Annotated in this window: 17 protein-coding genes; 1 reads left to right on the forward strand and 16 read right to left on the reverse strand. The window is 60.3% G+C overall.

Annotated features, from left to right (window positions below; genetic code table 11):
* Positions 1-77: 77 nt before the first annotated feature.
* Positions 78-1193, reverse strand: a complete 1116-nt coding sequence (gene leuB / locus K2Q04_RS12800; protein WP_291164261.1) for a 3-isopropylmalate dehydrogenase — start codon at positions 1191-1193, stop codon at positions 78-80.
* A 238-nt stretch (positions 1194-1431) separates the two neighbouring features.
* Between leuB and K2Q04_RS12805 the strand changes: the two genes are divergently transcribed.
* Complete coding sequence (locus K2Q04_RS12805; RefSeq protein ID WP_291164263.1) at positions 1432-2421, forward strand: M23 family metallopeptidase; 990 nt, start codon at positions 1432-1434, stop codon at positions 2419-2421.
* On the opposite strand, the gene K2Q04_RS12810 is transcribed toward K2Q04_RS12805, so the two are convergent.
* From K2Q04_RS12810 to K2Q04_RS12880, 15 genes are all read right to left on the reverse strand, one after another.
* The gene (locus K2Q04_RS12810) at positions 2401-3030 is read right to left on the reverse strand and encodes a DUF4337 domain-containing protein (RefSeq protein ID WP_291164266.1); all 630 of its coding nucleotides are present in this window, start codon (positions 3028-3030) and stop codon (positions 2401-2403) included. The two genes, K2Q04_RS12805 and K2Q04_RS12810, sit on opposite strands and share 21 nt — an antisense overlap.
* A gap of 75 nt (positions 3031-3105) precedes the next feature.
* Entirely contained in the window at positions 3106-3768 is a 663-nt protein-coding gene (locus K2Q04_RS12815) for a 2,3-bisphosphoglycerate-dependent phosphoglycerate mutase (RefSeq protein ID WP_291164530.1), read from the reverse strand.
* A 54-nt stretch (positions 3769-3822) separates the two neighbouring features.
* A complete protein-coding gene (dapB, locus tag K2Q04_RS12820) occupies positions 3823-4620 on the reverse strand; it encodes a 4-hydroxy-tetrahydrodipicolinate reductase (RefSeq protein WP_291164269.1) in 798 nt (265 codons plus the stop codon).
* 134 nt (positions 4621-4754) lie between these two features.
* Positions 4755-5288, reverse strand: a complete 534-nt coding sequence (gene ppa, locus K2Q04_RS12825) for an inorganic diphosphatase (RefSeq protein ID WP_291164271.1) — start codon at positions 5286-5288, stop codon at positions 4755-4757.
* A 139-nt stretch (positions 5289-5427) separates the two neighbouring features.
* Positions 5428-5934, reverse strand: a complete 507-nt coding sequence (locus K2Q04_RS12830) for a GNAT family N-acetyltransferase (protein WP_291164274.1) — start codon at positions 5932-5934, stop codon at positions 5428-5430.
* A gap of 154 nt (positions 5935-6088) precedes the next feature.
* The gene (locus K2Q04_RS12835; RefSeq protein WP_092868809.1) at positions 6089-6565 is read right to left on the reverse strand and encodes a phasin family protein; all 477 of its coding nucleotides are present in this window, start codon (positions 6563-6565) and stop codon (positions 6089-6091) included.
* Positions 6566-6826: 261 nt separating this feature from the next.
* Positions 6827-8122: an AAA family ATPase gene (locus K2Q04_RS12840; protein WP_291164533.1), complete on the reverse strand. Its 1296-nt coding sequence runs from the start codon at positions 8120-8122 to the stop codon at positions 6827-6829.
* A gap of 268 nt (positions 8123-8390) precedes the next feature.
* Positions 8391-8648 carry a hypothetical protein gene (locus tag K2Q04_RS12845; protein ID WP_291164279.1) on the reverse strand — a complete coding sequence of 86 codons (258 nt, stop codon included), beginning with the start codon at positions 8646-8648 and terminating at the stop codon, positions 8391-8393.
* A 119-nt stretch (positions 8649-8767) separates the two neighbouring features.
* A complete protein-coding gene (gene typA / locus K2Q04_RS12850) occupies positions 8768-10606 on the reverse strand; it encodes a translational GTPase TypA (RefSeq protein WP_291164281.1) in 1839 nt (612 codons plus the stop codon).
* A 240-nt stretch (positions 10607-10846) separates the two neighbouring features.
* The gene (locus tag K2Q04_RS12855; protein WP_291164283.1) at positions 10847-11614 is read right to left on the reverse strand and encodes a hypothetical protein; all 768 of its coding nucleotides are present in this window, start codon (positions 11612-11614) and stop codon (positions 10847-10849) included.
* A gap of 77 nt (positions 11615-11691) precedes the next feature.
* The gene (locus tag K2Q04_RS12860; protein ID WP_291164286.1) at positions 11692-12411 is read right to left on the reverse strand and encodes a site-2 protease family protein; all 720 of its coding nucleotides are present in this window, start codon (positions 12409-12411) and stop codon (positions 11692-11694) included.
* Between the two features lie 56 nt (positions 12412-12467).
* Positions 12468-12995 (reverse strand): hypothetical protein, encoded by a 528-nt coding sequence (locus K2Q04_RS12865; RefSeq protein ID WP_291164288.1) that lies wholly within the window; start codon positions 12993-12995, stop codon positions 12468-12470.
* Positions 12996-12998: 3 nt separating this feature from the next.
* Positions 12999-13208, reverse strand: coding sequence for a TOBE domain-containing protein (locus K2Q04_RS12870; RefSeq protein ID WP_291164291.1), 210 nt, complete (start codon positions 13206-13208; stop codon positions 12999-13001).
* A 386-nt stretch (positions 13209-13594) separates the two neighbouring features.
* A complete protein-coding gene (gene aguB / locus K2Q04_RS12875; protein ID WP_291164294.1) occupies positions 13595-14455 on the reverse strand; it encodes an N-carbamoylputrescine amidase in 861 nt (286 codons plus the stop codon).
* The gene (locus tag K2Q04_RS12880; protein ID WP_291164297.1) at positions 14456-15481 is read right to left on the reverse strand and encodes an agmatine deiminase family protein; all 1026 of its coding nucleotides are present in this window, start codon (positions 15479-15481) and stop codon (positions 14456-14458) included.
* Positions 15482-15545 lie beyond the last annotated feature (64 nt).

Consider the following 15545-nt stretch of genomic DNA (forward strand, 5'->3'; position numbering starts at 1 on the left):
TTCCGCGAGCCGGCCGCCAAGCGCGGCCGTCGTAGCGAAGCGGAGAGCCCGGAACTAGCGCATCTTGTGAAGTGCGATCAGGCGGCGAGCGACTTCAGCTCGTCTTCGATCGCCTTGCCCATCTCGCTCGTGCCGACCTTGGTCATGCCAGGCTGCATGATGTCGCCGGTTCTGAGGCCCTTTTCGAGGACGCGTGCAATCGCCTTATCGACGAGATCGGCTTCTGCGCCGAGGTCGAACGAATAGCGAAGCGCCATCGCGAACGAGGCGATCGTCGCGATCGGGTTCGCAAGACCCTTGCCGGCGATGTCGGGCGCTGAGCCATGCACGGGCTCGTAAAGCGCTTTGCGGCGGCCGGTTTTCGGATCGGGAGCGCCAAGGGATGCCGACGGCAACATGCCGAGCGAGCCCGTCATCATGGCTGCTTCGTCAGAGAGGACATCGCCGAAGAGATTGTCGGTGACGATGACATCGAACTGCTTCGGATTGCGGATCAGCTGCATCGCGCAATTGTCGGCGAGAATGTGCTCGAGCGTTACGTCGGGCGCGTAAGATTTATGGACGTCGGTCGTGACCTGCTTCCAGAGCACGCCAGTCCGCATGACGTTGTGCTTTTCGGCCGAGTGGACGAGATTTTTGCGCTTCCGTGCAAGGTCGAAAGCAACCTTGGTGATACGCTCCACTTCGTGCGTGGTGTAGACCTGCGTGTCGACTGCGCGGCGCTCGCCGTTCTCGAGCGTCACGATTTCTTTCGGCTCGCCGAAATACACGCCGCCCGTCAGCTCGCGCACGATCATGATGTCGAGGCCTTCGACCAGCTCGCGCTTCAGGCTCGAAGCGTCGGCGAGCGCGGGGTAGCAGATGGCCGGGCGAAGATTGGCGAAGAGATCGAGATCTTTCCGCAGGCGCAGGAGGCCGGCTTCCGGGCGATGCTGATAGGGAACGTTTGCCCACTTCGGTCCGCCGACAGCACCGAAGATCACGGCGTCGGCTTTTTCCGCTTTCGCCATTGCCTCGTCGGTGATCGCGACGCCGTGCGCGTCGTATGCCGCGCCGCCGACAAGATCGCGGTCAACCGAGAAGCGGACGACATTGCTCTTGCTGTTGAAGAAACCGATGAGCCGTTCGACTTCAGCGATTGTTTCAACGCCGATGCCATCGCCAGGGAGCAAAAGAAGGTTGTGCGTCGTCATCGGTTAACAATCCTTGGTCCAACTCAGGTGGGGAAATCATTCGGGGGGAGTGCTAGCGTTTGGACAGGCGCGCGGCAAGCTCCCGGCCGCGAAAAACGGCACTTTGGCGCAGAGGGGTGATATGCAGCTTCGACGGTGTCGGTCCGCTTCGGCGGCAATAGGACTTCTGCTGACTGGCCTTCTGACCCCCTTCGCGTTAACCCGGGGCGCGGCTTCAGAGGACCGGCCGGAGCTCTCATTGCCGCTTGCCTGCCAGCCCCATAAGACCTGCTTCATTCAGAACTACGTCGATATCGACCCTGGGCGCACAGCCAAGGACTACATGTGTGGCCGGGCCACTTACGAGAAGCACAGCGGCGTCGATTTCCGCCTGCTCTCGGCCGCCGCGACGACGCCTCCGGTCGCCGTCCTCGCGTCCGCCGACGGTACCGTGAAAGCGGTGAGGGACGGGGTCGCGGACGTTTTCTTCAAAAAGGCAAAGCCACAAGACGTTGCGGGCCGCGAATGCGGCAACGGCGTCATTCTCGATCATGGGGGCGGCTGGGAAACCCAGTATTGCCACATGCGCCAGGGCAGCGTGCGCGTCGCCAAGGACCAGACCGTCAAGCGCGGCGATCAGCTGGGGGATGCCGGATTTTCCGGAATGGCGGACTTCGCGCAAGTCCACATCAGCGTTCGTCACGACGGGAAAATCGTCGATCCTTTTCTCCCGGATGCGGCAGAGGGAAAATGCGATCCCGATGCTCGCGGGCCGGGGATGTGGCAGCCCGCGGCCGCAGCGGCGTTTCCCTATAAAAACGGCGAGATGATCGGCGCGGCCTTCGCAGGCGCGCCGCCGACTGTCGAGGGGCTTGAGATCAACCACGGCGACGTCGTTCCGCTGACGGCGTCGTCGCCCGCAATCGTCCTCTACGGCCGCTTCATCAACCTGATGAAAGGCGACCTCGTGCATTTCGTCGCTTCGGGGCCGGGGAGTGAGATTTTTGACGAGAACGCCGCTCCGCTCGAGCGCGATAAGGCGACGTACGTTGCGTTTGCCGGCAAACGCCGCCTTGGGGATACATGGCCCGCGGGACACTACAGCGGGCGCGTGGAGCTTATTCGTGATAGAGGCGTGATCGCGACCAACCTCGTCAGCTTCGATCTCTCTGGCGCGTCCGGGCCCGAGGCGACGGGGTCCGAGAAGTCTTCCGAGAAGTCTGGCGCGTCAGGACAGGAAGCCCGGTAGCGGAACGAGAAGGGTGAAGCCGCCGATCGTCAGCACCGCGCCGACGCCGCCGAGCACAAAGCTTACGAACAGGAGGAGGTTGCCGCCCGAGATCAGCGCAACGGAAGCAAGCACGATGGCGATTTGCAGGAGCGCCTGACCGTAGTCGAAATAGGGGCCGCGCTTCAGGGCTTCGTCACGCGAGGCTTCAAGGGTTTTGCCTTTCGCAAAGAGTTCATCGAGACCCTCGCCCCGATCCGGATCGGAAGTGAGCAGCTTATCCTGGTTCTTGTAGTCGGCGATTTTTGCTTCGATCATTTTTTTGGCGTCGTCCGGCATCCCGGGCGTCGACTTCAGCATCACATCGAATTCGTCGGCGTGAAGTCGCAGTGACTGGCGGCGGGCATTCTTGGCCTGGAAGAAGGACCAGACGTTCGCGGCGGCGATATTGTGCTGGGTTGCGTCTTGCTGGGAGTTGCTGTCGCCGAGGCTGCAAAGAGCCAGAACGACCGCTAGAATGCCGACATAGACGCCGATGAGCCTCTCTCGGGTTTTTACGGCGTGGTCGCTTGTGCCTTCGCGCTTGACGCTTTCTGCGGCCGCGTCGCCACTGAGTTCTTGCAACGCCATCTCACCCCCCGGTCGATCAGCACTGTCTAGACGATATGGTCCTTAGTCGATGCGGTCGTTGATGCAGTTCTGGCCTCAGACAATACGATCCTCAGGCGGTGCTGCTAATGAGCGTGCCGGAAGCAGATCCTTGCGGTCGATTGCCTTGCCGTCTGCTCCGAGCCTGTAAAGAATTGGAGCGCCTGTCGCGAGTTCGCGCTCTAGGATTTCATCCTTCGACAGATTTTCCAGGATCATCACGAGGGACCGAAGCGAGTTGCCGTGCGCCACGATGATCACGTTCTTGCCCGCCGTGATTTGTGGCCAGATGGCTTCATCGTAATAGGGGCGGACGCGGGCGAGGGTGTCCTTCAGGCTTTCGCCGTCGGGGGGCGCAATGTCGTAAGAGCGGCGCCAGAGCTGGACCTGGGATTCGCCCCACTTCTTGCGCGCCTCATCCTTGTTGAGGCCGGAGAGCGCACCATAGTCGCGCTCGTTCAAAGCGGCGTTGCGAATGATCGGCACATCAGGCTGGTGAAGCTCCGACAGGATGATGTCCAGCGTGCGCTGAGCGCGTTTCAGAGCGCTCGTGAAAGCGATGTCGAACTTGACGCGGTGGTCGCGGATCATCCGGCCCGCTACGCGAGCCTCTATCACGCCCTTCTCCGTCAGATCCGGATTGCGCCAGCCAGTGAAGAGATTGAGCTTATTCCACTCGCTCTCGCCGTGCCGAACAAGCACAAGAATGTTGTCTGTCAGAGCGTCCGTCATTTCTTCTCCCGGCGTCTCCAGCAGCGGTCGGCAATTGCCTGATTAGATACCCAGCACGTCGGTCATCGCGTAGAGACCCGGCGCGCGGCCTTTTGACCAAAGGGCAGCTTTCACTGCGCCCCTCGCGAAAATCCCTCGATCGGCCGCGCGATGGGTAAGCTCGATGCGCTCTCCCTCGCCGGCAAAAATCACCGTGTGATCGCCGACGACACTGCCTCCGCGCAACGTGGCAAACCCGATATCGCCTGCCCGGCGGGGACCGGTGTGTCCGTCGCGGACGCGAACGGAATGTCCTTCGAGCGCAATTTTTCGGCCAGCGGCAGCGGCTTCTCCCAACATCAAGGCCGTTCCGGACGGGGCGTCTATTTTCGCCCGGTGATGCATTTCAACAATTTCGATGTCGTAGTCGTTCCCGAGCGCGGCGGCCACCTGACGTGTCAGCGCCTGCAGGAGGTTGAGGCCGAGGCTCATGTTTCCAGCCTTGACGATCGGCGTCCGCTTTGCGGCGTCAGCAATCGCAGCCAAGCCTTCTGCGTCGAAGCCGGTCGTGCCGATGATATCGGCCGTTCCGGAGCTCGCCGCCAGCCGGGCAAATTCCACGCTTGCTTTCGGGATGGTGAAATCGACGATGGCGTCCGCCGCGGCGATAACGGCGGCGGCGTCGCTCGTCACGGCGATGCCCAGGTGCTCGAGCCCCGCGAGTTCGCCGATGTCCTTTCCAAGGACCGACGAGCCCGGCGTTTCAGTGGCGCCGCTAACGGTGCAGCCGGGTTCGGCGGCGATCGCGCGGATCAGTTCGCGGCCCATTCGGCCGGCCGCGCCCATGACGGCGATCTTCATGACGTCTCCGGTAGCTCGAAGGTAAGCCGCTCAGTCGGGCGGATATAGCAACTCGGTTGCTCGACCGTAAAGGGCAGGTCCGGGATAATTACCGGATTGAGGCCCTTAACGGCGAGCAATCGTCGTCAAATCCCTTAAGCGGGGGTCTTGGCGCGCTTCAGAGCATCCACAATGAGCGATTTGGCTTCGTCAGCGTGGCCCCAGTGGTCGATCTTCACCCATTTCCCGGGTTCAAGGTCTTTGTAGTGGGCAAAGAAGTGCTCGATCTGCTCGATGGAGATCTTCGGCAGGTCGGTATAGGTCTTCACGGTCTCGTAGCGCTTCGTCAGCTTGCTCGACGGCACCGCGATGATCTTTTCGTCGCCGCCGCCGTCGTCCGACATCACAAGAACGCCGACAGGGCGGCAGTTGATGACTGCGCCCGGAACGATCGCGCGCGTGTTGCAGACGAGAACGTCGATCGGATCGCCGTCACTTCCCAATGTATGGGGGACGAAGCCGTAATTGCCGGGGTAACGCATCGGCGTATAGAGAAAGCGATCGACGACGAGAGCGCCGGACGCCTTGTCCATCTCGTACTTGATCGGCTCGCCGCCGACCGGGACTTCAATTACGACATTGATATCATCCGGCGGTGTGTTGCCCGGGCTGATTGCGTCGAGACGCATGGTGGACCTCAAATTAAATCGTTTCGTTTGGTGGCCGGACTTCGCGTGGAAGAGCGGCGGTTCCACGACCGCTTAGGTCACAGCTTGAAAGCATCACATGCGGCAAAAGCAGCCCGCTGGCCATAGGCCAATGGTGCCTTTACCACTCGAACGCGATGCGGGTGCTGAGGACTTTGCCAAATCGGACGCAAGACCGGCGCGTCGGGCGGCCGCCGCAGCGGATGTAGAAGGCGCGGGCCCTGTCATTGCCTTCGAGCGCCCAGACGATCAAGCGCTCCAGGTCGAGGCCGTCGAGCGTCGCGCGGCAGGCCTCGAACAAATGTCCGCCGATGCCGAGGCCTTGGTAAACGGGCGTTAAGTAAAGCTCGTAAATCTCGCCACCGTCACGGCTGCTGCTGCGAGCCCGCCCGCACGTTGCATAGCCCGCGATGGTGTCGCCATGCAGAGCGACGAGCAGATTTCGTTCAGCCGCGATCGCACGACGCCACCAAGCGGCGTCCCGGCGCATAATTTCTCGTTCGAGATGGAGAGCAGGGAGGATGCCGGTATAGGCGAGCCGCCATGAATCGCGGAAAACCTGAGCGATCTCGGCTGCGTCGGCGGACCGGGCGTTGCGGACAGAAACCTCGAGGCTCTGGTTCAGCATAGGAACAGTCTAGCGCCAAGACGGGTAAAACGCATCAGCGGTTCTGGCCTCGATCGAAATAAAAAAGACGCGGAACAAGTGTCCCGCGTCCAGTCTTCGACCGAAGTGCCCCACTCGACCGGCCTTGAAGGCGGCCGTCGTCATACTCGAGTGCTTAGCCGACGCTCTTGAACTGCTCGAACGACTTCGTCGTCGCGGCGCCAACCGTTTCAAGAGTCTGCTTGGTGACCTTGTTCGAGAGCTCGAAGAGCTCCTTCGACTGGGAGCCTGCAACTGCGAACTGCTGCTGCCAATAGTTTGCCTGCAGGCGTGCGATTTCCGGGAACGTGCGGGCGCGTGCCATAGCCTGGGCGGCTTCGAAAGCGGCTTCCGTGTTGGCAAGCGTGTTCGCAACGATCTTCTCGCCGATCGACTTAGCGCCGGCCTGCGTCGTCAAAAGGACTTCCTCGGCGACCTTGGCGTTGTCTTTCGCGAGGGATGTGAACTTGTGATAGGCGTCGCGCGATTTCGCGATTGCATCTTCAGCGAATGCAGAAATGTTCTCAGGAACCTTGGCGTCCTTGCCAGCGGTGAACATCTCTTGAGCCTGCTTGGTGAAGTCTTGAACTTGACGGGTAAAAGCATCGGTCATTGGGGTGACTCCTAATTTTTGAATAAATCGAGTGCGACTTCCAAAGAGGGGCTGGCGCCCGATGGCGAAACCAGTGCTCGATATATATGCAAAGCCATTGTGCGATGCAACATGTTTTTGCTTCGCACTTCAAGAAATGCGAGTTTCAATGCCTAAAGCGCGTCGTTATGCCTCAAATATGTTTAAACGCCGACCCGGAAGGGCAGTTATCCCCTATCCTGTTGTTCGCATGTGCGAAGGGGAGTGCCCGTTTCAAATGCGTCAAAGTTTTGAAAAAACATCGCGATAGCCGATCGCGCTCGGATCGAACATAACGTCGCGGCGCGTGAGAGGACGGGCCAGCGCCAGTCCTTCGAGCGTCCGGCAGCGCGATAGCGCGACATACGTTTGGCCGTGCGCGAACGTGCCTCCGCCGAGATCGACATAGACCTTATCGAGGGTCAATCCCTGGGCTTTGTGAATGGTTAGCGCCCAAGCAAGACGAAGCGGGAATTGCTTGAACGTCCCTGCGATCGTCTCGACGATCTTTTCGGCGGATTGATCGAAAGCATAACGCCGGTGCTCCCAGGCGACCTGCTCGACCTCGTATTCCTTACCCGAGACTTCGACGAAGATCTGCTTTTCCGTCAGGCGCGAGACGCGGGCGATTGTGCCGTTGACCCAACGCTTGTCGGGATCGTTCCTCAGCATCATCACCTTGGCGCCGACCTTCAGCTCGAGAGCGACGTCGGCCGGCTGGACGTTCGTTGCAAAGTCGCCGGTGATGTTCGCATCGAAACGCGTCGGCTGGCCTTTCAGCGCTTCGAGATAAGCGGTGTTGATGCGCTTGGCGGCTGCGTTCGTTGTCGTCAGAATCACGTAGGGCTCGCCTTCGGCAAGCGTGCGGATCGGGCTGACGCGCTTATTGATGAAAGCGAGATCGTCGTCGCTGACGTTGCCCTCGCGCACGGAGTTCAGCACGTGGATCAGCGCGTCATCGGTCTGGCGGAAGATCTGGTCGAGTTCGAGAAGCGCCGTGCCGCTTCCTTCCCGCAGCGCAGGGATCGAAAAGAAAAACGGGCTTCCGTGCGCTTCGACGAGATGCGCGAGGACTTCGCGCTCCTGAATGACGGGCGGCAATTGATGGAGGTCGGCGAACAGCAAGATACGCGCGCCGCCGAAGGGCTCGCGCGGGCGTCCGCGGTTGACCCGAAGCGAGCGGTCTATCGCCCACATCATATCGGATCGCACCATCGAGGCTTCGTCGATGACGACGAAATCGAGTTCGCGCATCACGCGGCCGTTGCGGCTTCGCCGGATGTCGCTTTCCTGGATGAGCCGAGGCGGGAAGCCGAAGAATGAATGGATGGTCTGGCCGCCGATGTTGATCGCGGCGAGGCCCGTCGGTGCGAGCACGACCATGCGGTCTTCGTAGGCGTCGCGCAGCGCTTTGAGCAGTGTCGACTTGCCGGTTCCGGCGCGTCCGGTGACGAACAGGTTGCCCGTCTCTTCTTCCATGAAGGCTGCCGCCCGCTCGAAAGCCGGTGTCGGCGTTACACCATTGGGCCAGTCGATCACTGCAGCCAACGGCTGTCGATGGCCGTCTCCAATGAGGTGTCGATGGAAAGAGGCATTGTCAGGTGGTTCGGCCCATTTCCCCGGTGACGCCGAATTGGCGCCCGGAAGTCAAACCAAACGTCGTCTCATAAGTCAAATCAACGCCGAAGCCTGAGCGGCGGCGGGTCTGCTCAAGGGGCGTGATATGGTCCCGTTGGGTGATGGAGATAAAATTACGGGCGGAACTCCGAAGGAGCCGCCCGAAATGTCAGTCAATGAGTTTGCGACGTCAGTCGGCGCTCATGTCGATCAGCTTAAAGTTCTTATCAAACTTCAAGTCGTACTGGCCGCCCTCTTTGCATTTGGCGTCGTCGAGTTCGTAAACGCCGGTGCCCTCGGATTCCTTTTCCCACTTGCCGCCTTCGCATCCCCATGCGGCTGCTGCGGCAGTCGCGCGCTTCGCCTCATCCTCAGATAGGGGAGCATCGGCGAATGCCGGCAAAGACATCGCAAATACGGCGGATGCCACAACGGCGAAACGCTTCATCAAATCGTTCTCCTATGCTTTCGTAATCGATCCCCTTTAAGTTGGGGCGCACATAGGCATTCGCAACCCGAGATTTTTTCCCGAGGATCCAAATCACGCCGAAATGAAATTGTGTTACGCTAAGCAGCGCCGCTTTCGCGTTCGGCTTCGATCTTACGGCTCTGGCGCTTGCGCTCGTTGGGATCGAGCCAGCGCTTGCGCAGGCGGATCGACTTCGGCGTCACCTCGACGAGTTCTTCGTCGGTGATGTAGCTCATCGCCTTTTCAAGCGTCAGCCGCATCGGCGGGGTCAGCAGAACGGCGTCGTCCTTGCCCGAGGCGCGGACGTTCGTCAGCTTCTTGCCTTTGATGACGTTGACTTCAAGGTCGTTCTCGCGCGAGTGCTCGCCGACGATCATGCCCTCATAGACGCGGTCCTGCGGGTTGATCATGAACGGCCCGCGATCCTGAAGGTTGAAGATCGCGTAGGCGACGGCTTCGCCAGGGCTGTTGGAAATCAGCACGCCCGTGCGGCGTCCGGCAATTTCACCCCGGTATGGCTTATAGGAGTGAAAGAGCTTGTTCATGATGCCGGTGCCGCGGGTGTCCGACAGAAGCTCCGACTGATAACCGAGAAGGCCGCGCGTCGGCACGTGGAATACCATGCGCGTGCGTCCACCGCCGGACGGGCGCATCTCAAGAAGATCGCCTTTGCGCTCAGCGAGCTTCTGCACGACGACGCCCGTATAGTTGTCGTCAACGTCGACGATGACTTCTTCGATCGGCTCGAGGCGTTGGTTGGTCTCAGGATCGGTCTCGAACACAACCTTCGGCCGCGACACGGTCAGCTCGAAGCCTTCGCGGCGCATGTTCTCGATCAAGATCGCGAGCTGAAGCTCGCCGCGGCCCGAGACGATGAAGCTGTCGTTGTCTTCGCTTTGTTCAATGCGAATGGCGATATTGCGTTCGGCTTCCTTCAGGAGGCGATCGCGAATGACGCGGCTTTGAACCTTGTCGCCTTCCTGGCCCGCAAACGGGCCGTCGTTGATGCGGAACGTCATCGACAGCGTCGGCGGGTCGACGGGCTGGGCGGGCAGCGGTTCGGTAACGACCGGATCACAGAGCGTGTCCGCAACGTTCGCCAAGCTCATGCCCGCGAGCGCGATGATGTCGCCGGCGCCGGCGGATTCAACAGGCGTGCGCTCCAGACCGTGGAATGCCAGAACCTTTTGAACGCGGAAGCTCTCCAGAAGCTTGCCCTCGCGGTCGAGGGCCTTCAGCTGCTGGTTCGGCTTAACGGTGCCCGACGTGACGCGGCCCGTGAGAATACGGCCAAGGAACGGATCGGCGTCCAGCGTCGTCGCGAGCATACGGAACGGGCCATCGTCGACGGCCGGCGGCGGCACGTGATCGAGGATGAGATCGAACATCGGCGCCAGATTTTCCTGCGGACCTGCAGGATCGCGCGCCATCCAGCCGGAGCGGCCTGAGCCGTAAAGAACGGGGAAGTCGAGCTGCTCGTCGGTCGCGTCGAGGTTGGCGAAGAGGTCGAAGACTTCGTTCAAGACGTCGAGGTGACGTTCGTCCGGGCGGTCGATCTTGTTGATCGCAACGATCGGGCGGAGGCCGCGCTTCAGAGCCTTCGAGACGACGAATTTCGTCTGCGGCAGCGGGCCTTCGGAGGCGTCTACCAGAACGATGACGCCGTCGACCATGTTGAGGATGCGTTCGACCTCGCCGCCGAAGTCGGCGTGGCCGGGCGTATCGACGATGTTGATGTGGGTACCTTTCCACTCAACGCTCGTACATTTGGCGAGGATGGTGATGCCCCGCTCGCGTTCGATGTCGTTCGAATCCATCGCGCGTTCGGCAACCTTCTGGTTTTCCCGGAACGAGCCGGACTGCTTCAGAAGCTCGTCGACGAGTGTCGTCTTGCCATGGTCAACGTGAGCGATGATCGCGATATTGCGAAGGGCCATTTCAAACCTGAGTTATGGATGAGCGCCACGGGCTGTGCCGCTGCGGCGCAATATAGGGCTCGCACCTAGCATGGCGGCACTGCGCTGGGCTAGGGCAGCTTCCGAAATCTAGGGTGCGGCTTAACAGTCGGAAAGCGCGACATGGCGCCTTTTGGCACGAAATTTGTTCTGTGGTGCCGCAGAGGCGCATATCCAACCCGATCAGGCCGCTCAGGACGTTGCTAGCGGACGGGGACGGTTTCAGCCGCCGGTTTTGGGGGCTTCTTCCTCGGCCCGCAGGGTTGTTAGAAATTCGTCAATATCGGGCCGCGGAGAGGGTTCGCGCGCAAGGCGCCGCCGCTGGTTTTCCGCAACGACGAGCGCCGAGACTGCGGCGCCCGGGGTCTTCAGACGGCGGCTTCCACGGACCAGTAACGGACGCCGCGGCTCCTCCAGGTCGAGTTCTTCCAGGAAGGTTTCGCGCAATGCGTTGAACGCTTGCTCTATGGCATCACGAGCGAGCGTCTTTTTCTCCTTCGGGACCTCCTCGGTTGTGAGGCGCGGATCGAGCGTCTGAAGCGCGCGGCGCATGTCGTGCAATGGTTCGTAGGGATAAAGGCCGATCAGGCCATCGGTCTCGCCGGTGTTGCGATAGACGATCCGCATCGTGTCGATCGTCTCGCTGATCCGGTAGTAGGCTGCCAGATAATCGTCGGTCGCGAGGTAAGGCTTCTCGCAGGTCGACAGCAGGACCGACTTCGTCCGCACGATGTTGCGCCATTCTTCTTCGAGGCTATCGATGAAATTCGACCGCTTCTGGAAGACGTTAGAAATATAGGCGACGCCGCCCGTCGCGATGAGCAACGACATGTCGCGCATGAATTCGTAGACGTTGCTGGCGGCGGAGACGACGAAGGGCGGAAGCCCCGGAATGTCGTTGGCGAACTTCGACGCGAGCAGCAAAAGCAGTACGACGGCGAGCAGCCAGTACAGCCGCGAAAGCGTGCGGTTGACGGAGACGCGGGTCATGACATCAAAACTCCGGCGGGCGCTACGCTACGCGTGAGATATGCCCGGAGAAGCCGGTCTTTTGCAAATGCCGCCTGCTAATTATTTTCCGCGTCGGCGGGCTGCTTCAGGATCGACCAGTTGATGATGGCGATCTGGGCGCCAATCAGCAGCATCACAAGATTGATGCGAAAGCCAGTGAAGGCGGCCCACAACCCGACAATGACGCCGAGCAGGGCAATTGTCCGGACGGCGCCCGATTCAGGAAGTATCGCGCCCAGCATGTCCCGATAGATCCTGCCGCCGTCGAGCGGAAACGCCGGGAGCAGATTGAAGACGAGCATCGCCAGGTTGATGCCGCCAAGCGTCAATGCGGCTTGCAACTTCCAAGGACTGTCTTCGAGCCACGGTGCGGGGTCGATTGGGCCGAAGCGTCCATTGAAGCCGACATCGGGCTGGCCGAGAGCATTCCAGCACAGAAGAAAGATCAGTCCGTTGGTCAGAGGGCCCGCAAACAGGATGATGATGTTTGCGAGCTTGGACGGGGGTGGGCGGAGCATGCGGGTCCAGCCGTAGAAACCGCCGACGAGAATTTCACCGACCGGAACGGCGAAAAGCCGGGCGACGATTGCGTGGCCGATTTCGTGCAGCAGCACCGACAGAAAAACGCCGGCCACGAGGACTGAAAAAGCAACCGGGGACTGCTGGAACATGCCGAGCAGGAACAGCGGCACCAGCGCGAATGTTATGTCGACCTTGATCGGAATTCCGGCGAGGCGGAAGATTTCCAATCTCGGCGTATCCGCAAGGTAATTCATGTCAGCCCTGCTAATCCGCTGAGCGGGAGATCCTTCAGACTTTTATCGCCCGGCCTCTACTCGGCTTGCCGGATGGCAAACTTTATCGAGTCCTTCTTAATGTTGCTGAACTCGACGGTAAACGGTCCGGCATCCAAATTAAAACGAAGTGTCTTTCGGACGCCATCGCAATCGGATTTGCCGCTGTGTGCTGTCGGTTTCAACGGCTTGCCGTTCTGCACGATGTCAATCCAACCGGGAGATTGCAGAGTGATCTGATAAGAGCCGGGTGCGCTCCCCGGACTGTCGAAATCGACGATACCGCCGTAAGCCTTGCCTTCCGGCTTCAGCCGGCCGGTCGGGGCAACTGGAAAAGCCACCGCACTCATCGGTTGCAGCGAAAGTGCGATGGCTTTTGCCGGTGGGACGGGAAGCTTTGCGCCTGATGCTGCTGCTTCGCTGTCAGGCGCTTTCATCCATTCAAGTTCGGTTTTGATGGGCCAGGCGAAGCTTTCGCAACCGCCCGTTTCCGCAGCAAAAGCCGTCGATGCCGCTGTCAACACGACCGTGCAGACAGCAACAGGCAACAATGCGTATTTTCTCATAAATCAGCCCACCATCACCATGACGTCGGTCGCTTTGATTACGGCGGACGCCGCCATGCCTTTGACGAGTCCGAGGTCGTCAACAGCCTCGTTGGTGATCGATGCCATCACGATAGTGCCGCCGCCGACATCGATCCGGACGTGGGAGGTCGTCGCGCCCTTATGGACGTCGACGATCGTTCCCTTGATGACGTTTCTTGCGCTGATCTTCATGTGAATTCCTCTGCGTCAGAAGCGGGCCCTCACATTAGCGAACAACTGGCCGCCTGGCTCTGGGAAACCGTCTGCCAGAGAATAATTTTCGTCGAGCAGATTCATGGCGCCAATCGCAATTGAGGTGCCTTCGGCAAACGTATATTCAGCCTGGAAGTTCACCAGAGCATAGGCGCCGAGATCGATGTAGTTCAGCCTGCCGGTGTAGCCGCTTGTCTTACCGCAGTTGCCGGTCGCGTTGGCTTGGCCCGACGTGTTGACGAGCGTCGATTTGCAGCTGGTGACGAGGGCCGTGCGGTCGGACGCGAGTTCGACGCTCGGCGTCAGCGTCAGCCTGTCGGTCGCTTTCCATGCAAGATAGATCAGACCCTTTCAAACACATCCGCTCAGATGATGCTCTTTGCGTAGAGATCGGTGCGGCGATCGCGGAAGAATCCCCACTCGGCGCGATATGTTTCGATGAGGTCGAGATCGAAGGTGTGAATCAGAACGCCTTCATCCTCGGCACCGAATTTCTGGACGAGCTCGCCGCGGTGGTCCGAGATGAAAGAGTGGCCGTAGTACTTCTGCTTCACGCCGTCGTTGTCTTCCTCACCGATGCGATTGGCTGAAACGATCGGCACGGAGTTCGAAACGGCGTGACCCTGCATCGCGCGCTGCCACTGCAGATGCGTGTCCAGTGACGGATCATAGGGTTCCGATCCAATTGCAGTCGGATAGAACAATATCTCGGCGCCTTGGAGAACCATGGAGCGGGCGCTTTCCGGGAACCACTGATCCCAGCAGATGCCGACGCCGATCTTGCCGCGTTTCGTATTCCACGTCTTGAAGCCGGTATCGCCCGGCCGGAAATAATATTTTTCCTGGTAGCCGGGGCCATCCGGAATGTGGCTCTTGCGATAGACGCCGAGGATTTCGCCGTCTGCGTCGGCAATTGCGATGCTGTTATAGTAGCGGGGGCCGTCCTTCTCGAAGAACGATATCGGGATGACGACCTTCAGCGACTTCGCGACCTCGCGGAGTGCGATCACGCACGGATGCTCCATCACCGGATGCGCGGTTTCAAACCACTTCGGTTCCTGGCGCGTGCAGAAGTAGATGCCTTCGAACAGCTCGGACGGCAGAATGATTTCTGCGCCGCGATCAGCCGCCTCGCGAACAAGCGCTTCCGTCTTGGCGATATTGATTTTGATATCGTGTCCGTAGGACGTCTGAATGCTGCCGACCGTGATCGAGCGTCGCGCCATCTACAGGGGCTCCTGTTGTGTGATGCAGTGAAATGATCCGCCGCCGGCCGTTCCGCAGCCAAGCAAACCGCGAGACGATACGCCGACAACTGCGCGGGTGGGAAAAACAGCCTGCAAAGCCTGAAGCGCGTCTGCCTCGGTCGCAGTTCCATAAATCGGCACAACGACAACATCGTTGGCGATTATGAAGTTCATATGGGAAGCCGGTGAAACGTCTCCAAGAGCGTTGCGGTAAAGGCCGACACCCGGAATGCGAATGACCTCGAGCTTGCGGCCCATCGCGTCAGTCGCGGCTTCAAGGCGAGCCGCGATGGCGTTCAACGTTTCGGCGTTCGGATCGTCGGGGCCGGCGGGCGCCTGGCAGACGACGCGGCCCGGCGCGACGAAGCGAGCGATGTTGTCGACGTGTCCGTCGGTGTGGTCGTTCTTGAGGCCTTCATCGATCCAGATGACCGTCTTCGCGCCGAAGGCCTGGCTTAGCGCCTGTTCGGCTGCCTCTTTCGTCCAGCCATTGCGATTGGGGTTGAGCAACGTCTGCCGCGTCGTCAGGATCGTACCTTCTCCGTCGTGATCGACGGCGCCGCCTTCGAGCACAAAGTCAAAATGGCGAATGGGTGTCTTCGCGAGTTCGGCAACGTCGTCGCCAACGGTCGCGTCATCGGGGAGATCGTATTTTCCACCCCAGCTGTTTGTTTTGAAGCGAAGAGCAACGGCGCTGTTGCGGATCTGCGCGAAAATCGGGCCGGTGTCGCGCAACCAGATATCGCCGTACTTCGCGGGGATGATTTCGGCGGCGTTGCCGAGCGCTGCCAGCGCCGAGTTGCGCGCTTCTTCGCCGTTCGCGAGAAGCCGGACCTTGTTGCCGGCGATGCTGAGCGCGCGGATGAGCGCCGCCACGTCGCGACGGGGCGTTTCGAGATCGCCGCGCCATTCATCGGGATCGGCCGGCCATGCGGTCCAAATCGCCTTTTGAGGCGCCCATTCGGCGGGCGTCACCACTGGCGTTCGATCCGCCGCTGCATTCATTCTCAGGCCCTCACAATTATCGTTTCGAGACGCATTTTATCATCGAGCACGCGATGTCGGGGAT

The sequence above is a fragment of the Hyphomicrobium sp. genome, from assembly GCF_019753045.1.
Lineage (GTDB): Bacteria > Pseudomonadota > Alphaproteobacteria > Rhizobiales > Hyphomicrobiaceae > Hyphomicrobium_B.